The sequence below is a fragment of the Stenotrophomonas sp. YJH_SMC_80 genome (assembly GCF_059372495.1).
The window spans coordinates 427,916-447,037 of sequence record NZ_JCAFVP010000004.1 but is presented as its reverse complement, the minus strand read 5'-3'; the positions used below and the strand labels follow the sequence as shown (position 1 = coordinate 447,037).

The 19,122-nt window shown below is 68.1% G+C and carries 15 protein-coding genes; 10 read left to right on the top strand and 5 right to left on the bottom strand.

Annotated elements, in window-relative coordinates:
• Window positions 1-493: 493 nt before the first annotated feature.
• The gene (gene tyrS, locus AC5P99_RS10295) at window positions 494-1,705 is read right to left on the bottom strand and encodes a tyrosine--tRNA ligase (RefSeq protein WP_495213121.1); all 1,212 of its coding nucleotides are present in this window, start codon (window positions 1,703-1,705) and stop codon (window positions 494-496) included.
• Between the two features lie 167 nt (window positions 1,706-1,872).
• Between tyrS and AC5P99_RS10290 the strand changes: the two genes are divergently transcribed.
• Window positions 1,873-3,345: a M23 family metallopeptidase gene (locus AC5P99_RS10290; protein ID WP_005407777.1), complete on the top strand. Its 1,473-nt coding sequence runs from the start codon at window positions 1,873-1,875 to the stop codon at window positions 3,343-3,345.
• A gap of 65 nt (window positions 3,346-3,410) precedes the next feature.
• On the top strand, window positions 3,411-4,538 hold the full coding sequence (locus tag AC5P99_RS10285) for an anhydro-N-acetylmuramic acid kinase (RefSeq protein WP_005407776.1): 1,128 nt from the start codon (window positions 3,411-3,413) through the stop codon (window positions 4,536-4,538).
• 79 nt (window positions 4,539-4,617) lie between these two features.
• Here the strand turns inward: AC5P99_RS10285 and AC5P99_RS10280 are convergent, their stop codons facing one another.
• The 3 genes from AC5P99_RS10280 to AC5P99_RS10270 form a co-directional block, all read right to left on the bottom strand.
• A complete protein-coding gene (locus tag AC5P99_RS10280; RefSeq protein ID WP_005407775.1) occupies window positions 4,618-4,848 on the bottom strand; it encodes a hypothetical protein in 231 nt (76 codons plus the stop codon).
• Window positions 4,849-4,925: 77 nt separating this feature from the next.
• Window positions 4,926-6,299 (bottom strand): AmpG family muropeptide MFS transporter, encoded by a 1,374-nt coding sequence (locus tag AC5P99_RS10275; protein ID WP_005412009.1) that lies wholly within the window; start codon window positions 6,297-6,299, stop codon window positions 4,926-4,928.
• The gene (locus AC5P99_RS10270) at window positions 6,296-7,096 is read right to left on the bottom strand and encodes an exodeoxyribonuclease III (RefSeq protein ID WP_005407773.1); all 801 of its coding nucleotides are present in this window, start codon (window positions 7,094-7,096) and stop codon (window positions 6,296-6,298) included. The genes AC5P99_RS10275 and AC5P99_RS10270 overlap by 4 nt, the downstream gene beginning before the upstream one ends.
• 162 nt (window positions 7,097-7,258) lie before the next feature.
• Between AC5P99_RS10270 and pyrE the strand changes: the two genes are divergently transcribed.
• From pyrE to AC5P99_RS10230, 8 genes are all read left to right on the top strand, one after another.
• Window positions 7,259-7,918 carry an orotate phosphoribosyltransferase gene (gene pyrE, locus AC5P99_RS10265; RefSeq protein ID WP_005407772.1) on the top strand — a complete coding sequence of 220 codons (660 nt, stop codon included), beginning with the start codon at window positions 7,259-7,261 and terminating at the stop codon, window positions 7,916-7,918.
• 19 nt (window positions 7,919-7,937) lie between these two features.
• Window positions 7,938-8,603, top strand: coding sequence for a hypothetical protein (locus AC5P99_RS10260; protein ID WP_005407771.1), 666 nt, complete (start codon window positions 7,938-7,940; stop codon window positions 8,601-8,603).
• Window positions 8,604-8,777: 174 nt separating this feature from the next.
• Complete coding sequence (locus tag AC5P99_RS10255; RefSeq protein ID WP_005407770.1) at window positions 8,778-8,870, top strand: potassium-transporting ATPase subunit F; 93 nt, start codon at window positions 8,778-8,780, stop codon at window positions 8,868-8,870.
• A gap of 12 nt (window positions 8,871-8,882) precedes the next feature.
• Window positions 8,883-10,592 carry a potassium-transporting ATPase subunit KdpA gene (kdpA, locus tag AC5P99_RS10250; protein WP_033835003.1) on the top strand — a complete coding sequence of 570 codons (1,710 nt, stop codon included), beginning with the start codon at window positions 8,883-8,885 and terminating at the stop codon, window positions 10,590-10,592.
• Window positions 10,593-10,602: 10 nt separating this feature from the next.
• Window positions 10,603-12,660: a potassium-transporting ATPase subunit KdpB gene (gene kdpB / locus AC5P99_RS10245; protein ID WP_049449545.1), complete on the top strand. Its 2,058-nt coding sequence runs from the start codon at window positions 10,603-10,605 to the stop codon at window positions 12,658-12,660.
• Window positions 12,657-13,307, top strand: coding sequence for a potassium-transporting ATPase subunit KdpC (gene kdpC / locus AC5P99_RS10240; protein WP_049449542.1), 651 nt, complete (start codon window positions 12,657-12,659; stop codon window positions 13,305-13,307). The genes kdpB and kdpC overlap by 4 nt, the downstream gene beginning before the upstream one ends.
• 36 nt (window positions 13,308-13,343) lie before the next feature.
• Window positions 13,344-16,004, top strand: a complete 2,661-nt coding sequence (locus tag AC5P99_RS10235) for an ATP-binding protein (RefSeq protein WP_049449540.1) — start codon at window positions 13,344-13,346, stop codon at window positions 16,002-16,004.
• Window positions 15,985-16,698: a response regulator transcription factor gene (locus AC5P99_RS10230; RefSeq protein WP_005412001.1), complete on the top strand. Its 714-nt coding sequence runs from the start codon at window positions 15,985-15,987 to the stop codon at window positions 16,696-16,698. Before AC5P99_RS10235 ends, AC5P99_RS10230 begins: the two co-directional genes overlap by 20 nt.
• Window positions 16,699-16,794: 96 nt before the next feature.
• Here the strand turns inward: AC5P99_RS10230 and AC5P99_RS10225 are convergent, their stop codons facing one another.
• Window positions 16,795-19,074, bottom strand: a complete 2,280-nt coding sequence (locus AC5P99_RS10225; protein WP_024956364.1) for a phosphomannomutase/phosphoglucomutase — start codon at window positions 19,072-19,074, stop codon at window positions 16,795-16,797.
• Window positions 19,075-19,122: the final 48 nt, after the last annotated feature.

Here is a 19,122-nt window from a genome sequence, read left to right as displayed (position 1 = left end):
TAAAGCTGCAGATGATTGATGCTGGCAACGTATCGCTTGCTTTAAAACAATTAATAGTTGCTTGATCAAACGTCTGCAAGATGGACAATCATCCTTCCTGCAGGCGCCTTCACAAGATACCTGCGCATACTTTCAAAGATCTTGGGAAGTGGCCTCAGCGCCGTTCCCGTGTTCTGCGAAGTTTCCTTCGTAGCGAGCCGCCCATTATGCCAGACTTTTTCAGTCCGTCAACACCTTCGTTCGATCATCTCGTTCGGCGGTGGTGGGCGCCCTGTTGTCGCTGAAGCCCCTTGGTGGCGACCCCTGCGACGGGGGAGGAGAAGTATGTCCCCATTCGCATCATTTGTGAAGGGGGTGTGGCGATTTTTTTCACCGGATGTTGCATCCGTTCATCCGGCGCGCTGCGGTAGGTTCCCGCGAAGAGCAGCCAAGCGTGGGCTTGGCTCTACAAGAGCATAAGGAAGGGCCGGCTAGCGCCGGCCCTTTCTTTGTCTCAGGCAGCAACCAGGCGCACGCGGGCAAACGTACGCTTGCCGACCTGCAACAGGCCTTCGAAGCCCGGCTGCAGCACCTGCTGGCCATCTTCCACTACTTCGCCGTCCACCTTGACCGCGCGCTCCTTGAGCTTGCGGTTGGCTTCGGAGTTGCTCGGGGTCAGGCCGGCCGCGGTCAGCAGCGCAGCGATACGCAGGCCTTCGACCGGGATCGCCACGTCCTGCAGCGGCAGCTGGGTGATGTCGCCCTGCCCGGTCACCGCCGCTTCCCAGCCGGCGATCGCCTGCTCGGCCGCTGCGGCGTCGTGGAAGCGGGTCGCCAGTTCACGCGCCAGGCGCAGCTTGACCACGCGCGGGTTCAGGCCGCCATTGGCCACCTGCTCGCGCAGCTGCACGGCTTCGGCCTGGCTGATGTCGAAGGACAGCAGCTCGATCCAGCGCCACATCAGGGTGTCGTCCACCTTCATGGTCTTGGTGACGATGTCGATGGCCGGTTCGCTGATGCCAATGTAGTTGCCCAGCGACTTGGACATCTTGTTGACGCCGTCCAGGCCCTCCAGCAGCGGCATGGTCAGCACCACCTGCGGCTTCTGGCCGTGGTGCTCCTGCAGGCCACGGCCCATCAGCAGGTTGAACTTCTGGTCGGTACCGCCCAGCTCCACGTCGGCCTCCAGGGCCACGGAGTCGTAGCCCTGCACCAGCGGGTACAGGAACTCATGGATGGCGATGGACTGCTGGGCGGCGTAGCGCTTGGCGAAGTCGTCGCGCTCGAGCATGCGTGCCACGGTGTGCTGGCCGGCCAGGCGGATCATGTCGGCCGCGCCCATCTTGCCGAACCACTCCGAGTTGAAGCGGACTTCGGTACGGCTGCGGTCCAGCACCTTGAACACCTGCTCCTCATAGGTACGGGCGTTGGCCAGCACGTCCTCGCGGCTGAGCGGCTTGCGGGTGAGGCTCTTGCCGGACGGGTCGCCGATCATGCCGGTGAAGTCGCCGATCAGGAAAATGATCTGGTGGCCGAGGTCCTGGAACTGGCGCATCTTGTTCAGCAGCACCGTGTGGCCCAGGTGCAGGTCGGGCGCGGTGGGGTCGAAGCCGGCCTTGATCCGCAGCGGGCGGCCCTCCTGCAGGCGCGCACGCAGATCCTCGAGCTTGAGGATCTCGTCGGCACCACGGCCGATCTGGGCAAGGGCTTCTTCAATCGAGGACACGTGACTACTCCCGGCAACGCCGATTCTTGTGTGGGGTGTTAAAGCAAAGTTAACCCGATTGGCTTCACAAAAGCCAATGGGCACAAGGGTTTGACGCGGTTTTCTCAGGTGTCTATGGTAACCGGCGATCAGGCCCCCGCTCCCGGGCCACCAGGAAAAAACCGCCGATGCACAATTCCGAACAAGGGCGCGCACGCAAGCAGCGCTTCCAGGAACGCCTCCACGTCCTGCACGACAACGCCCTGCATCGGAAGCTCAGGCAACATCTTCCCGCCGCCTTCAACGAGCGCTGGACCCGGCGCCACTGGATGCATGCCAGCCTGTTCGCGACCATCGGCGCCCTGGTGGCGACGATCGTGCCGGGCTTCTCGCACACCATCGACGCCCCCTTTGCCGACAGCCATACCAGCCTGGCACTGCCGTTGCCGCCGCTGGCCATGGCCCGCCAGCAGCAGGTGCCCGGTGACAGCTGGCAGGTGCTGCGCGTGGAACGCGGCCAGACCCTGAGCGATCTGTTCGACAAGGCCGGTATCCCGGCGACCACCCTGCACCGGGTGCTGGACCACCCGGGCGCGCGCGAGGCGCTGACCAAGCTTCGCCCGGGCGCCGAGATCGCCTTCGACATGCCGCTGTCCGGCGACCTGCGCAGCATCCGCTTCGACCGCGATGCCGACAACCGGGTGGAGCTGAGCCTGGCCGGTGACGACATCAAGGAGAAGGTGACCAAGCGCGAGACCTCCACGCGCACGGTGGTCACCAGTGGCGAGATCACCAGCTCGCTGTATGCCGCGGCCCGCCGCGCCGGGCTGTCGCCGTCGGCGATCGCGACGATGACCGACGACATCTTCAAGTACGACATCGACTTCTCGAAGGACCTGCAGCCGGGCGACCGCTTCAGCGTGGTGATGGATGAAACCTGGCGCGAAGGCGAGAAGGTGGACACCAGCAAGATTCTGGCGGCGACTTTCACCACCGGTGGCAAGACCTATTCCGGCTTCCGCTTCGACCGCAACGGCAAGTCCGAGTACTACGACATCAACGGCCGTTCGCTGAAGAAGAGCTTCATCCGCATGCCGATCCCGTTCGCGCGGCTGAGCTCGACCTTCGGTGCGCGCAAGCACCCCGTGCTGGGCAAGATGCGCATGCACAAGGGCGTGGACTACGCCGCGCGCACCGGCACCCCGATCATGGCCGCCGGCGACGCCCGCGTGCAGTTCGCCGGCGTGCAGCGCGGTTACGGCAACGTGGTGATCCTCGACCACGGCCGTGGCCACACCACCCTGTATGGGCACATGTCGCGCTTTGCGAACATCAAGACCGGCCAGCGGGTGGCCCAGGGCACGGTGATCGGTTATGTCGGCTCGACCGGCCTGGCCACCGGCCCGCACCTGCACTACGAATTCCGCGTCAACGGCGAGCACCGCAACCCACTGACCGTGACCATGCCGCCGCCGGAGCCGCTGAAGGGCGCCGAGCTGGTCGCCTTCCGCGCGCAGACCGCGCCGGCGATGGCCCGCATCCAGGGCATGGAGAAGCTGATCTACGCCGATGCCAGCCCGGCACCGACCAGCCGCGACGAGGCCGCCCCCGAGGTGGCCAGCGCCAAGGACAAGAGCAGCACCGGCCGCAAGCGCGGCTGAGCCCCTGCGTTGACGAAGAAGGACGCGGCAGCACAAGCTTGCCGCGTCCTTTTTTTATGCCCGCCATGAACACGACTGCCGACACTGACGCCCCCCTGTACCTTGGCCTGATGTCGGGCACCAGTGCCGACGGCATCGATGCCGCGCTGGTGCAGTTTCCTGCCGGCGGAGGCTGCCGCTTCGTGCACGGCCTGACCGCCCGCTGGGAGCCGGTGCTGCGTGCACGGCTGGTGGCGCTGGGCGAAGGTGGTCCACTGGATTCGCTGGAGGAGCTGGGCGAGCTGGACGCCCGGATCGCGATGAGCTTCGCCGGGGCTGCCAACCAGCTGCTGGCCGAGGCTGGCGTGGACCGCAGCCAGGTGCGCGCGATCGGCTCGCATGGGCAGACCGTGCGTCACCGGCCGCTGGCCGACCCCGCCTTCACCGTGCAGCTGGGCGACGGCAACCGCATCGCCGAGTTGACCGGGATCACCACGGTCTCCGACTTCCGCCGCCGCGACGTGGCGGCCGGGGGCCATGGTGCGCCACTGATGCCGGCCTTCCACCTGGCCATGCTGGGCACGGCCGACGAAGACCGCGCCGTGCTCAATCTGGGCGGTATCGCCAACCTGACCCTGATTCCGCGCGAAGGTGCGGTACGTGGCTTCGATACCGGCCCGGCCAATGCGCTGATGGATGCCTGGTGCCAGCGCCACACCGGCCGCACCTTTGATGCCGACGGCGCGTACGCCGCCAGCGGCGCGGTGGACGAGGGCCTGCTGGCGGGCTGGCGCTCGGACCCGTGGTTCGCGCTGCCGCCGCCGAAGAGCACCGGCCGTGAGCAGTTCCACCTGGCCTGGACCGAGGCGCACATGGCCGAGGGCCAGTACGCGGCGGCCGACGTGCAGGCGACCCTGCTGGAGCTGACCGTGGCAACGGTGGCCGATGCGCTGCTGGCGCAGCAGCCGCAGACCCGCCGCCTGCTGGTCTGTGGCGGCGGGGTACGCAACCGGCAGCTGATGAAGCGCCTGGCGGCGCGGCTGCCGGACGTGCAGGTGGAATCCAGCGCCGTGCACGGGCTGGACCCGGAGTACGTGGAAGCGATGGGCTTCGCATGGCTGGCGCAGCGGACGATGGACGGGCTGGCCGGCAACCTGCCAAGCGTGACCGGAGCTAAGGGCCCGCGGATCCTGGGTGCGATCCACCTGGCGTGAGGTGGCGCCATCCACGCGTGGCGTGGATCTACCGGGCAGCCGGACGTGGGCTCGTCTCTACAGCATTGCGGCGCGGCCGCTAATCGAAGCCCTGCCCTGCGGGCAAGGCCTGCAGGGCGGCAATGGCATCGGACAGGGCATCCACTTCCGGATCGCCGAAGCCGGAGCGGACTTCCAGTTCACTGCTGAACAGGCCCTGCTCCAGCAAGGCGGCACAGGTCTGTTCGTGGGTCCAGCCGCGGGCGACCGCGACGCGTTTGATACGTTCCAGCAGCAGCGGGTCCAGATCCCGCAGCACAACGTCGGCCATGCTCACTTCCCCGTTCGCAAGGCACCGCCCCCTCGGCGCGTCGGGGCGATGATCCCGCAGACCGGGCGGGCAGGCAATCAGGTCGAGCCGGCGGCCTGGCGACGGCGCTGCTGCAGGATCAGCAGGGCGCAGAGGATCACCACCGGGATCGCCACCAGCGCGGTACCGACGAAGAACAGCGCGTAGCCTTCCAGCAGCGTCCGGCCCTGTGCGAGCGTCTGTACCGACCACCCCGAGAGCCCCTTGAGCGCCTTGCCGGGCATCGCGTAGAACGAGCTCAGCAGTGCGTACTGGGTGGCGGTGTATCCAATGCTGGTCAGGCTCGACATGTAGGCGATCAGCGCCGTACCGGCGAAGCCGCTGGCGAAGTTGTCGATTGCCATGGCCACGGCGAAATGGGTTGTGTCCGGGCCGGAATAGGCCAGCCAGGCAAACGCCAGGTTGGAGGCCGGCCCCAGCACAGCGCCTACCATCAGCGCCGCCAGCACCCCCCAGCGGACCGAGACCAGGCCCGCTGCGGCAATACCGACGAAGGTCGCGACCAGCCCGACCGAACCACGCACCGCGCCCACGGTGTCCTCGTCCAGGCCGAGATCGACGTAGAAGGGGTTGGCCATCGGCCCCATGACGAAGTCGGCCATGCGATAGACGCTGATGGCCACCAGGATCAGGATCGCGCCGCTGCGGTGCTCGCGGACGAAGGCGATGAACGGTCCTGCTACGGCGTCGAACAATCCGCGCGGTGTCCACAGCGAGGTCGCCTGCGCCTGCACGGCAGCCACCTCCCTGGCGGGTTCCCTGGCCATGACCACGGCCACCACGCCAAGCGCCATCAGCACGGCCATGATCTCGTACGAGACCTGCCAGCCGACACGGGCCGCGATGATCAGGATCAGCGCATCGGTGACCAGCAATGCAGTGCGGTAGCCCAGTGCCGAGGATGAGGTCAGCAGTCCAAGCTGCTCGCTGTTGTCAGCACTTTCAATGCGCCAGGCATCGATGACGATGTCCTGGGTGGCCGAAGCAAACGCCACGATCACGGCCATCACGCCGAACACGACGATGTGCTGCCAGGCGATACCCAGGAACTGGATCTGGCCCCCCTTGGGCTGGACCAGCGCCATGCCGACCAGGCCCACCACCACAACCAGCTGCGACAGCAGCATCCAGCCACGGCGGCGGCCAAAGCGGCCGAACAGAGGCACGTCGGTCTTGTCGACGATCGGTGCCCACAGGAACTTCATGGTGTAGGCCAGCCCGACCCATGACAGGAAGCCGATCGTACTCAGCTCGATGCCTTCCTTGCGCATCCAGAAGCCGAGCGTGTTGCCCACCAGATAGATCGGCAGGCCGGAACTGAAGCCGAGCAGCAGCATCGCCAGCACCTTGCGCTGGCTCAGGTTGGACAACACCTGCTGCCACGGTCGGCGCGGCTTGGCAGCCTCGGTCACAGGTCGTAGTCCACGGTGAACGGGGCGTGGTCGGAGAAGCGCTCGTCGCGGTAGATCGAGCAGCTTCGCAGGCGGTCACGCAGGCCCGGGGTGATGAACTGGTAGTCGATGCGCCAACCGACGTTGTTGGCACGGGCGGCGCCGCGGTTGCTCCACCAGGTGTAGTCCTCGCCGGTGGGGTTGAGCAGGCGGTAGGCATCGGCCCAGCCGCGGCCGGCGGTGACATCGGTGGCCTGGCCGTGGTCGGCGCAGAGGGCGTTGAGCCAGTCGCGTTCCTCCGGCAGGCAGCCGGAATTCTTCTGGTTGGACTTCCAGTTCTTGATGTCCAGCGCCGAACGCACGATGTTCCAGTCGCCGCACAGCACGTAGTCGCGGCCGCTGCGCGCCCACTCCTCCAGGATCGGCCGCAGCCATTCCATCACTTCGAACTTGAAGCCCTGGCGCAGGTCGCCCGAGCTGCCGGACGGGATATAGAAGGAGACCACGCTGAGGTTGCCGTAGCGTGCCTCTATGTAGCGGCCTTCGTCGTCGAACGGGGCCCAGCCCAGCGACGTGATGACCTGGTCCGGCTCGCGCTTGCTGTAGATCGCCACACCGCTGTAGCCCTTCTTGGTAATGGCGTCGCGGTAGAAGCAGTGGTGGCCGTCCGGGCGGAACATCGGGTCGCTCAGCTGGTCTTCCTGGGCCTTGGTTTCCTGGATGCACAGGACATCGGCATCCTGGGCACGGAACCAGTCGAGGAAGCCCTTGGTCGCGGCGGAACGGATGCCATTGGCGTTGAAACTGATGATGCGCATGCGGAAGACCTACGGCGGGAAACCGGGCAAGCATACCGGTTGACTGCAGGGCTGCGCAGTCCGCCGGGTGGGCCCGCCAGCGCCTTCACACGGGGCCGGACGAGCGCGAAACGCCCAGCTGGATTAGGATTTGTGCTCCAAATGAAGATGAATCGAGTTTTGATGAGCGACCACCGCCACCGTTTCCTGCAGTTGGCCCTGACCGCCGACGCCCTTCGCTTCGGCCAGTTCACCCTCAAGTCCGGCCGGCTGAGCCCCTATTTCTTCAACGCCGGGCGCTTCGACTCCGGCTCGCTGCTGTCCCAGCTCGGCGCGTGCTATGCCGATGCCATCGATGCCAGCGGGATCAAGTACGACGTGGTGTTCGGCCCGGCCTACAAGGGCATCCCGCTGGCCACCGCGATGGCCTGTGAGCTGGCCCAGCGTGGCCGCGACCTGCCGCTGTCGTTCAACCGCAAGGAAGCCAAGGACCATGGCGAGGGTGGCCAGCTGATCGGCGCCGACATGCAGGGCAAGCGCGTGCTGATCGTCGACGACGTGATCACCGCGGGTACCGCGATCCGCGAAGCGCTGGGCATCATCCGCGCCGCCGGTGGCACCCCGGCCGGCATCGTGGTGGCGCTGGACCGCCAGGAGATCGCTTCGGAGACCGACCGCCGTTCTGCCGCGCAGTCGGTGGCCGAAGAAGCCGGTATCCCGGTGATCGCCGTGGCATCGCTGGCCGATCTGCTTGATTTCGCCTCCGGCAACCCGGAACTTGTGGGTTACCGGCAGCCGCTGGAAGCCTATCGGGCCCAGTACGGCGTTCGTTCGATCCGCTGACCGACCCAGGGGAAAGGTCATGTCCCGAGTTCCTGCTGTCCTCTTCGCCGGCCTGCTGCTGGTCGTGCCGTTCACCGTACCGGCGCAGTCGCGCGACAGCGGCAAGGCGGAAAAGAAGCTGTACTGCTGGAACGAGGGCAAGGAGCGGATCTGCAGTGATTCGCTGCCGGCCGACGCGGTCAACCATGCCCGCGAGGAATTCAATGCGAGCACGGGCCTGCGCAATGCGCAGGTCCAGCGCGCGTTGACCGACGAGGAGCGTGCCGCTGCCAGCACCGCTGCGCAGCAGCAACAGCTGGACCTGATGGCCGAGCAGACCCGCCAGCGCACCGAGCAGGCCATGTTGTCCACCTACGGCAGCGAGGCCGACCTGCGCCGGGTGTTTGCCGAGCGCCAGGAAGTGCTGGACAACAACCTGAAGACCGCCGAGTACAACGTCACCAGCCTGCGTGAGTCGCTGGTGGCGCTGCTGTCGGCGGCGGGAGACCGCGAGCTGGCCGGCGCCAAGGTGGCCGACAAGCAGGCCGAGGCGATCCGCAAGCGGCATGCGCAGCTGCAGGCGCAGCAGCGCCTGCAGGCCGGGCTGGTGCAGCAGCAGCAGGCGTTGAAGGCCGAGATCGACAGCACCCTGCAGCGCTATCGCGAGCTGAAGGGGCTGGTGCCGGCGGACGCTCCGGCGGGCTGACGGCGCTGCCTCCGCCGGGCATGGCCCGGCGCTACCCCGGGCCTGGTTACGGGTTGGCCCACGGAATTTATGCACTCTTTACGCGTCGGCCCGGTCCGGCGCGTAGTGCGTTTATGGGGGGTAGGACGACGATGGCGGCCTGAGGTGGAGGGGTTCCACCAGGACGCTATTGCAATGTCCCCCTGGCTGTCGTTGTTGTGTGGCGTGCTGGTGCTGGTTGCCGCCGCCTATCTCCTTTATGTCGTGCTGCGGCCCGAGTCGTTCTGAGCGGAGCCGGCCATGACTGAGATGCTTGTGATTATTGCCGCCAGCCTGCTGCTGGCGTGGCCGCTGGGCCTGTACCTGGCGCGCGTGATGCGCGGCACGCCGATGAAGGTCGACGTGCTGTTCCACTGGATCGAGAAGCCGCTGTACAAGGTGCTTGGCGTCGATCCATCGCGCGCCATGTCCTGGCGCGGCTATGTGCTGGCCTTCGTGCTGAGCAACGTGGTGGTCGCGGTGCTGACCCAGGCGGTGTTCATGACCCAGGCCTGGTTGCCGTTGAACCCGGACCAGATCCCGAACATGCGCTGGGACACCGCGCTGCACACGATGATCTCGTTCCTGACCAACACCAACCAGCAGCACTATTCGGGCCAGGCGCAGCTGTCCTACTTCTCGCAGATGACCGGCATCACCGGCCTGCAGGTGGTGACGCCGATGATGGGCCTGGCGCTGGCGGTGGCGACGCTGCGCGCGTTGTTCTCGCGTGCGCCGCAGGCTGCGGCGACCACCGGGGCCGGCGATGACCGCCAGGTGGCGGTGGGCAACTACTACGTGGACGTGGTGCGCCTGTGCGTGCGCTTCCTGCTGCCGCTGTGCCTGGTGTGGACGCTGGTGCTGACCAGCCAGGGCGTGCCGTCGACGATGGCCGGTGGCCCACAGGCCACGCCGATCGATGCCAGCGCCGGCATGGCCGAACAGAAGCTGCCGTTGGGCCCGGTAGCGGCAATGGTCGCGGCCAAGCAGCTGGGCGCCAACGGTGGCGGCTGGTACGGCCCGAACAGCAGTTTCCCGCTGGAGAACCCGACCCCGCTGTCGAACGCGCTGGAGATCGTCGGCATCCTGCTTGTGCCGATGGCGGTGATCTTCATGATCGGTGCGTTCACCGGCCGGCGCCGCTTCGGCGCGCTGGTGTTCAGCTGCATGCTGGGCATGTCGCTGCTGTCCACCGGCGCGATGATGTGGAGCGAAGGGCATAGCGCCAGCGCCGCCACCCCGCTGCTGATGGAAGGCAAGGAAGTGCGCTTCGGCGCCGACGGCACTGCGCTGTGGGCGGCGGTGACCACCCAGGTCTCCAACGGCTCGGTCAACGGCATGCACGATTCGCTGGCGCCGCTCAGTGGCGGCATCGCGATGGTCAACATGCTGGTCAGCGCGATCTGGGGCGGCATCGGCTGCGGCCTGCAGCAGTTCATCGTGTACCTCCTGCTGGGCGTGTTCCTGGCCGGTTTGATGACCGGGCGTACGCCGGAACTGTTCGGCCGCAAGCTGGAGACGCCACAGGTACGCCTGCTGGCCCTGCTGGTGCTGCTGCAGCCGATCACCCTGCTGGTGTTCACCGCGATCACCCTGGCCGTACCCGGCCTGGCGGGCACCTCCAATCCCGGCTTCCATGGCATCAGCCAGGTGTTCTACGAGTACGTCTCGGCCTATGCCAACAACGGTTCGGGCTTCGAAGGGCTGGGTGACGCGACGCTGTGGTGGAACCTGAGCTGCTCGCTGGTGCTGCTGCTGGGCCGCTTCCCGCTGCTGATCATCCCGCTGGTGGTGGCCGCACAGCTGGCTGCCAAGCGCCAGGCGCCGGAGTCTGCCGGCAGCCTGCAGATCGAAACGCCGACCTTCGCCCTGACCCTGGTCTCGGTGATCGTCATCCTGACCGTGCTGCAGTTCATGCCGGCGCTGGTACTCGGCCCGATCGCCGACCACCTGAGCCTGGGACTGCACTGAGGACACCGCAATGAGTACCCACGCAAGTTCAACCCGTAGTTCCCTTGCACCGCGCCCTGCCCTGCTGGATGGCGCAGGCCTGCGCCGCGCACTGGTCGAGGCAGTGCGCAAGCTGTCGCCGATGCATCTGGTGCGCAGCCCGGTGATGGCGGTGGTGATGGCCGGCACGATCGTGGCCGCGATCGTCACTCTGACCGGCAATGCGCCGCTGGGCTTTGGCCTGGCGGTGACCGCGATCCTGCTGGTGACCGTGCTGTTCGGCAATTTCGCCGAAGCCGTGGCCGAAGCACGTGGCCGTGGCCAGGCCGCATCGCTGCGCCGCGCCCGCCAGGACCTGGTGGCGCGCCGCCTGGCCGCACCGCAGCCGGATGCCGCGGAAACCCAGCTGCCAGCCGCCGAGCTGCGCCCGGGCGACCATGTGATCGTCAGTGCGGGTGAGCTGGTACCGGCCGATGGCGAGATCGTGCAGGGCCTGGCCACCATCAACGAAGCAGCGGTGACCGGCGAATCGGCACCGGTGCTGCGCGAGGCCGGTACCGACCGTTCCGGTGTGATCGGCGGGACCAAGGTGCTGTCCGACCAGATCATCGTGCGGGTGACCGCCGAGCCGGGCCACAGCTTCCTGGACCGGATGATCGCGCTGGTGGAAGGCGCCAACCGGCAGAAGACGCCGAACGAGATCGCACTGACCCTGCTGCTGGCGGCGATGACGCTGACCTTCCTGGTGGTGGTGGCGACGCTGCCGGCCATTGGCGCAGCGGTAGGCGTGCAGGTTGACCCGCTGCTGCTGATCGCGCTTCTGGTCTGCCTGATCCCGACCACCATCGGCGGCCTGCTGCCGGCCATCGGCATCGCCGGCATGAACCGCGCGTTGGCCGCCAACGTGCTGGCCAAGTCGGGCAAGGCGGTGGAAGTCGCGGGAGACGTGGACGTGCTGCTGCTGGACAAGACCGGCACCATCACCTACGGCGACCGCCAGGCCAGCCACTTCCATCCGCTGGCCGGCATCGACGCCAGCCAGCTGCGCGAGGCGGCACTGCTGTCCTCGCTGGCCGACCCGACCCCGGAAGGCAAGTCGATCGTGCGCCTGGCGCGCGAACAGGGCTGCGCCACCGCCGAGCCGGACCATGCCGACTACCTGGCCTTCAGTGCGCAGACCCGCATGTCCGGCGTCGATCTGGAACATGGGCGGCAGATCCGTAAGGGTGCCGCCGATGCGATCCGTGCCCACGTGCAGGCACTGGGTGGCAGTGTGCCGGCTGAACTGGCCGGGCGTGTCGAGCAGGTCGCACGCAACGGTGCCACCCCTCTGGTGGTGGCCGAGGGCCGCCACGTGCTGGGCGTGATCGAACTGTCGGACGTGGTCAAGCACGGCATGCGCGAGAAGTTCGCGCAGCTGCGGGCGATGGGCATCCGCACGGTGATGATCACCGGCGACAATCCGCTGACCGCCGCTGCGATCGCTGCCGAAGCCGGTGTCGACGACTACATCGCCGAGGCGCGACCGGAAGACAAGCTGGCGCGCATCCGCCAGGAGCAGGCCGGTGGCCGTCTGGTGGCGATGGTCGGTGACGGTACCAACGACGCCCCGGCACTGGCCCAGGCCGACATCGGCCTGGCGATGAACTCCGGTACGCAGGCGGCGAAGGAGGCCGGCAACATGGTCGACCTCGATTCGGACCCGGCCAAGCTGCTGGCAGTGGTGGAAGTAGGCAAGCAGCAGCTGATCACCCGCGGCGCGCTGACCACCTTCTCGCTGGCCAACGACGTCTCCAAGTACTTCGCGATCCTGCCGGCGCTGTTCGCCGCGGCCGTTCCGACCATGGCCGCACTGAACGTGATGCAGCTGTCGAGCCCGCGCAACGCGGTGCTGGCGGCGCTGATCTTCAACGCCCTGGTGATTCCCGCCCTGATCCCGCTCGCCCTGCGTGGCGTGCGCTTCCGCCCGGCCACCGCAACGGCGCTGCTGCGCCGGAACATGCTGGTGTACGGCCTCGGCGGCGTGCTGCTGCCGTTCGCAGCGATCAAGGCGATCGACCTCCTTCTTGTCCTGGTATTCGGCGCATGAACCGTTCTGCTTCCACCTCCACTTCCCTGTCCCGCGAACCGAAGGCCGAGGCCCGGGTGGCCAGCCTGCAGGACGGCGCCAGCTGGCGCCCGGCGATCGGCCTGGGCCTGGCCACCCTGCTGCTGGCCGGTGCGGTCTACGCCGGCATCGCCACCGGCTTCGCCGGCCTGGCCTACCCGACCCAGGCCCAGGGCAGCCTGCTGCGCGATGGCAGCGGCCAGGTGCGCGGCTCGGCATGGCTGTCGCAGCCGTTCGCCGGTGACGGCTACTTCCAGGCACGTCCGTCGGCGGCCAACTACGACCCGATGGCGGCAGCCGGTTCCAACATGGCGCGCAGCAACCCGGCGCTGGCCGAGCGTGTTGCCGCCAGCACCGCGGCGGTGGCCGCACGCGAAGGCGTCGCCCCCGCGCAGGTGCCGGCGGACCTGGTCACCCAGTCCGCCGGCGGCCTGGATCCGCAGCTGTCGCCGGCGGCGGCGCAGCTGCAGGTAGCCCGCGTGGCGCGTGCCCGTGGCCTGCCGGTGGAACGCGTGCAGGCACTGGTGCAGGCGCATACCGAAGGTCGCCAGTGGGGCCTGTTCGGCCAGCCGCGGGTGAACGTGGTGACGCTGAACTTCGCGCTGGACCACGCGGCCAAGGCGCCGTGATGCCGGCCGGCACCGGCTGCGCGCACAATGGCACCCATGACTGATGCGCGTACCCGCCAGGCCGATGCCCTGGTCGAAGGCCTGCAACGCGAAGCCGGCGGCAAGCTGACCGTGTTCCTCGGCGCGGCGCCGGGCGTGGGCAAGACCTACGCCATGCTGACCCGCGCGCAGGAACAGCTGCGTCGCGGCGTCGACCTGGTGGTCGGGTTGGTGGAAACCCATGGCCGTGCCGATACCCAGGCGCTGCTGGAGGGCCTGCCGCAGCTGCCGCTGAAGGACGTGGCCTACCACGGCCATGCCCTGCAGGAGATGGACCTGGATGCCGTGCTCGCACGGCATCCGGCGTTGGTGCTGGTGGACGAACTGGCCCATCGCAATGCACCCGGCAGCCGCCACGAGCGGCGCTGGCAGGATGTGATGGAGCTGCTGGACGCCGGCATCGACGTCTGGACCACGGTCAACATCCAGCATCTGGAAAGCCTCAATGACGTGGTGATGCGCATCACCGGCGTACGCGTGAGCGAGACCGTGCCGGATGGCGTGCTCGACCGCCTGCATGACATCGTGCTGGTCGACCTGCCGCCGCGCGAGCTGATCGCGCGCCTGCAGCAGGGCAAGGTCTATGTGCCCGAACAGGCCGCGCAGGCGCTGCAGGCGTTCTTCTCGCCGGCCAACCTCACCGCACTGCGCGAGCTGGCCATGCAGGAGGCCGCCGACCGCGTCGACAGCAGCCTGCGTGAAGCGCGCGCCGCGCGCGGCGAGAGCAACCTGCCACTGCGTCGTGGCGTGCTGGTGGCCATTGATGGCGGCGGTCAGAGCGAATACCTGGTGCGGGTGGCGCGGCGCATCGCCGAACGCCGCGATGCGCCGTGGACGGTGGTGACCGTGCAGGGCCGACGCCAGGACGAGGCGACCCGGCGCGAGATCGATGCGGCCTTCGCATTGGCACGGCGCCTCGGCGGCGACGCCGAACTGCTGCATGGATCGAGCATCGCCGATGCCCTGCTCGACCATGCCGCGCACAACGGCGTGTCGACCCTGGTGCTCGGCCGGACCCGCGAACGTCCACTGGCGCGGATGTTCAACCGCACCCTGACCCAGCAGCTGATCCAGCGCGGCGCGCATTACGAGATCACCATCATCAGCACCCCGCAGGCACGTGCGCGTTCGCGCCGCGAGGGCCTGCTGCCGCCGATGCGCGGCATCAGCTACGAACCGGTGCAGGCGCTGATCGCCACCGCGCTGGCCTGCGCGGTGGCATGGCTGGCCGAACGCTGGGTCGGCATGGCCGACCTGTCGATGGTGTTCATCGTGGCGGTGGTGCTGGTGGCCGCACGCACGCGCGCCAGCGTGGCGGTGATGGCGGCGATCCTGTGCTTCCTCGCATACAACTTCCTGTTCATCGCGCCGCGCTTCACCTTCGCCATCGGCGCGCGCCAGGGCGTGATCACCGTGTTCCTGTTCCTGGCCGCCGCGCTGGTGGCCGGACGCCTGGCCTCGCGCCTGCGCATGCAGGTGATCGCGCTGCGTGCGGCGAATCGACATGCGCGTGCGCGCCAGCAGCTGGGACGGCAGCTGGCCAGCGCGGCCGGCAACGGCGAGGTGGCGCAGGCGGGTCGGCATGCACTGGAACAGGCCATGGACGTTCCAGCGTGGCTACGGATCGGCGCCGATACCGCAACCGGTGGCCGCAGCCAGCCGGGCGATACCGACTTGGCCGCCGCCGATTGGGCACTGCGCCACGGCCAGCCGAGCGGGCGCTTCACCGACACCCTGGCCGGTGCGCAATGGTGGTTCCTGCCGCTGCTGGATGGCGAAGACCGCGCCATCGGCGTGGCGGGCCTTTACCTGCCCGGCGCACAGGCGCGCCTGCTGCCCGAGCAGCGGCAGCTGGCCGAGGCGATGGTCGACGACATCGCCCAGGCCGCGCTGCGCACGCGGCTGGTGGCCGAACTGGAGCAGGCCCACGTCAGCAACGAGACCGAGCGGCTGCGCTCGGCCCTGCTCTCTTCGGTGTCACACGACCTGCGCTCGCCGCTGGCGGCGATGATCGGTTCGGCCGACAGCCTGGCCAGCTACGGTGCGGCGATGGATACGGCTGATCGCCGTGCCCTGCTGGACACCATCCTGGTCGAAGGCGAGCGGCTGGACCGCTACATCCAGAACCTGCTGGACATGACCCGGCTCGGCCACGAAGGGTTGAAGATCAACCGCGACTGGATCGGCGTGGACGAGCTGATCGGCTCGGCGGCGCGACGCCTGCAGCGCTACCAGCCCAAGGTGCGGCTGGAGCTGGATATTCCGGCCACGCTCGCGCCGATCTGGGTACACCCGGCGCTGGTTGAACAGGCGGTGTTCAACGTGATGGAAAACGCGGCCAAGTTCTCGCCACCCGATGCCGCCGTGCAGGTGCAGGCGCGCGAACTGGACGGACAGCTGCGCATCGATGTGATCGATGCCGGCCCCGGCATTCCCGATGACGAGCGCGCGCGCATCTTCGACATGTTCTACAGCGTCGAGCGCGGCGACCGTGGCCGCCACGGCACCGGCCTGGGCCTCACCATCTGCCAGGGCATGGTCGGTGCGCATGGCGGCAGCGTGCAGGCGCTGCCCGGACGCGACGGTCGCGGTACCCTGATCCGCATCACCCTGCCCCTGCTCAAGCCAGCCTCCCACGATGAGCCCGACTCCAATTGACGCCAGCGCGCCGGCCCCGCGCGTGCTGGTGATCGATGATGAAACCCAGATCCGCCGGTTCCTGGACATCAGCCTGCGCGCGCAGGGCTACCAGGTGCGGCAGGCGGCCACCGGCCAGGAAGGCCTGCAGCTGGCGGCCAGCGAGGACATGGACCTGGTGATCCTGGACATCGGCCTGCCGGACATGGAAGGCCATGAGGTGCTGGAGCAACTGCGGCAATGGAGCCAGGTGCCGGTGATCATGCTGACCGTGCGTGCGGGTGAAGCCGAAAAGGTGCGCGCACTGGATACCGGCGCCAATGACTACGTGACCAAGCCGTTCGGCACCCAGGAGCTGATGGCGCGGGTGCGGGCGCTGCTGCGCACACGCAGCGTGCCCAGCGACGGCACGCCACCGGTGTTCGACGATGGCCATCTGCATGTGGATCTCGTACGCCGCGAAGTGGCGCTGGATGGCGAGCCGGTGGCGCTGACCCGCAAGGAGTACGCACTGCTGTCGCTGCTGCTGCGCAATGCCGGGCGGGTGGTGACCCAGCCGCAGATCCTCCAGGAAATCTGGGGCCCGACCCACCAGCACGACACCCACTACCTGCGCATCCTGGTCGGCAAGCTACGGCACAAGCTGGGCGATTCAGCGCTGGATTCGCGCTACCTGTTCACCGAGCCGGGCGTGGGCTTGCGTTTCAAGGGGTAGTGCCGGCCGCTGGCCGGCAACTGCAGGGTGTGTGAGGTTCATGGGCTTGCCGGCCAGCGGCCGGCACTACCCATTCTGCTGCAGCTTCCAAAGGGGTCAGAACCCCAGCGGAGTGTCGCCCAGCACCGGCTGCAGCTGGCTGCGGAACAACGCCTGGATGCGTTCCAGTGCCGCCTCGTCGTTGCCCTCGAAGCGCAGCACCAGCACCGGCGTAGTATTGGAAGCACGCACCAGGCCCCAGCCATCGGGGAAGTCCACGCGCAGGCCGTCGATGGTCGACAGGCGGCCGCCCACATACGGGTTGTCCGGCGACTGTGCCGCCGCCACCAGCATCGCCACCAGCGCATGAGGCGTGCCTTCGGCCACCGGCACCTTCAGTTCCGGCGTGGCCACCATCTCCGGCAGCTCGGCCAGCACCTCGTCCGGGGTTTCCTCGCGCTGCGCCAGGATCTCCAGCAGTCGCGCGGCGGCATACAGGCCATCGTCGAAACCGAACCAGCGCTCCTTGAAGAAGAAGTGGCCGCTCATCTCGCCGGCCAGCTCGGCATCGGTCTCGCGCATCTTCGCCTTCATCAGCGAGTGCCCGGTCTTCCACATCAACGGGCTGCCACCATTGCGCAGCACGTGGTCGGACAGCTTGCCGGTGCACTTCACGTCGTAGATCACCATCGCGCCGGGGTTGCGCATCAGCACGTCGGCGGCGAACAGCATCAGCAGGCGGTCGGCATAGATGATCCTGCCTTCGCCGGTGACCACGCCCAACCGGTCTCCGTCGCCATCGAAGGCGACGCCGAGGTCGGCGCCGAAGCGCTTGACCGTCTGCACCAGGTCTTCCAGGTTGGCCGGCTCGCTCGGGTCGGGATGATGGTTGGGGAAGGTACCGTCGACATCGCAGTACAGCGGGATGACTTCGGCGCCGATGGCTTCCAGCAGCTGTGGTGCAAGCGCACCGGCGACGCCGTTGCCGGCATCGGCCACGACCTTCAACGGGCGGTCCAGCTGCACGTCGTCGGCGATGCGCTGGATGTAGTCGGCACTGACATCGCGCTGCTGGTAATCGCCCGGCTCGGCCGCCTGCGCCAGGCGCCCCTCGACGATGCGCTGGTAGAGATCGGTGATGGCATCGCCTGACAGCGTCTCGCCGCCGATGACCACCTTGAAGCCGTTGTACTCGGGCGGGTTATGACTGCCGGTGACCGCCACGCAGGTGCCGGTACGCAGGTGGAAGGCGGCGTAATAGACGACCGGCGTCGGTGCCAGGCCGATGTCGATCACCGCGCAACCGGTGCGACGCAGGCCCTCGGCCAATCCCGCAGCCAGTTCCGGGCCGGACAGGCGGCCATCACGGCCGATCACCACCTCGCGCAGGCCCTGTTCCAGCGCCACGGTACCGATGGCCTGGCCGATCAGCGCGGCGGTCTTCGGCGTCAGTTCGCTGCCGACCACGCCACGGATGTCGTAGGCGCGGAAGATGCCGGCGGCCAGTTCCCCGGCAGGGACCGGTGGCGGCGGCGGCGCAGTGTCCGCGGCGCTGGCGGCGGCCACCGGTGGCGGCGCCATCTGCAGGCTCTCGCTCAGGGTCGGGCCATGATCCGCTTCCGCCACGGCCGCACGGCGCGGCAACGGCAGCGACTTCGGCAGCCGGCCGCGACCCACGACCAGCAGCACGGCGATGAACGCCAGCAGCAGCGCGACGATGGCACTGGCCAGCGAACCCAGGCCCAGTGGACCCGCTTCGACATTCGGTACGGCGGCCACCAGCCGCAACGGCGTGCCCGGAACCGGGCGCGCCAGCGCTTCGGCGCTCTCGGCCAGGCCGGCGTCGCCCTGGGCAACGAGGTCATGCGTGCCTTGGCGCAGGCCGAGGAAGCCGGTGGACGGGGCGCTCACCTGGTCCAGCGGCGAGGTCAGCCGCAGCAATGGCTGGCGCACGTAGAGCACTGCCGGGCCAAGGCTGCCCAGCTGCACCGGAGCCGCCAGACCCAGGCGATTGCCACCTGCATCGCGCACCACGCGCAGGCCAGGCTTGCCCTCGGCCAGCGCTTGTTCCAGCAGGGCCAGGCGTGCGTAGCCGAAGGTGGCCGGGTCGGCATAGGCCGTGGCCAGATCGGCGGTCAGCACGTCAGCCTGCTCCACGCCGGTCCAGCTCTCGCGCACGGCCAGCGCCGCTGCCGCGGCGTCACCGGCCTGCAGTGCCTGCTGCACGCGTTCGTTCTTCAACTGCTGCTGCAGCTGCTTCAGCTGGCCGGCTGCCGCCTCCTGCAAGCCCTGCACGGCCTGGTCACGCGCTTCTTCCAGCGCCTGGCCGTTGGCCTCCTGCCGCCATTGCTGCACCGCGCTCCATCCGAACCAGCCGGCCAGCAGGACCAGCAGCACCCCCAGTAGTGGCGCACTGCGTCCCAACGACCGTTCCCGCTGCCCTTC

What these genes read in the sequence shown, in the direction of transcription:
- AC5P99_RS10285 (WP_005407776.1), top strand. Translation starts at nt 3,411, where the DNA reads ATGAACACGACTGCCGACACTGACGCCCCCCTGTACCTTGGCCTGATG.
- kdpB (WP_049449545.1), top strand. Translation starts at nt 10,603, where the DNA reads ATGAGTACCCACGCAAGTTCAACCCGTAGTTCCCTTGCACCGCGCCCT.
- AC5P99_RS10230 (WP_005412001.1), top strand. Translation starts at nt 15,985, where the DNA reads ATGAGCCCGACTCCAATTGACGCCAGCGCGCCGGCCCCGCGCGTGCTG.
- kdpA (WP_033835003.1), top strand. Translation starts at nt 8,883, where the DNA reads ATGACTGAGATGCTTGTGATTATTGCCGCCAGCCTGCTGCTGGCGTGG.
- AC5P99_RS10270 (WP_005407773.1), bottom strand. Translation starts at nt 7,096, where the DNA reads ATGCGCATCATCAGTTTCAACGCCAATGGCATCCGTTCCGCCGCGACC.
- AC5P99_RS10290 (WP_005407777.1), top strand. Translation starts at nt 1,873, where the DNA reads ATGCACAATTCCGAACAAGGGCGCGCACGCAAGCAGCGCTTCCAGGAA.
- AC5P99_RS10280 (WP_005407775.1), bottom strand. Translation starts at nt 4,848, where the DNA reads ATGGCCGACGTTGTGCTGCGGGATCTGGACCCGCTGCTGCTGGAACGT.
- AC5P99_RS10260 (WP_005407771.1), top strand. Translation starts at nt 7,938, where the DNA reads ATGTCCCGAGTTCCTGCTGTCCTCTTCGCCGGCCTGCTGCTGGTCGTG.
- pyrE (WP_005407772.1), top strand. Translation starts at nt 7,259, where the DNA reads ATGAGCGACCACCGCCACCGTTTCCTGCAGTTGGCCCTGACCGCCGAC.
- kdpC (WP_049449542.1), top strand. Translation starts at nt 12,657, where the DNA reads ATGAACCGTTCTGCTTCCACCTCCACTTCCCTGTCCCGCGAACCGAAG.
- AC5P99_RS10235 (WP_049449540.1), top strand. Translation starts at nt 13,344, where the DNA reads ATGACTGATGCGCGTACCCGCCAGGCCGATGCCCTGGTCGAAGGCCTG.
- AC5P99_RS10255 (WP_005407770.1), top strand. Translation starts at nt 8,778, where the DNA reads ATGTCCCCCTGGCTGTCGTTGTTGTGTGGCGTGCTGGTGCTGGTTGCC.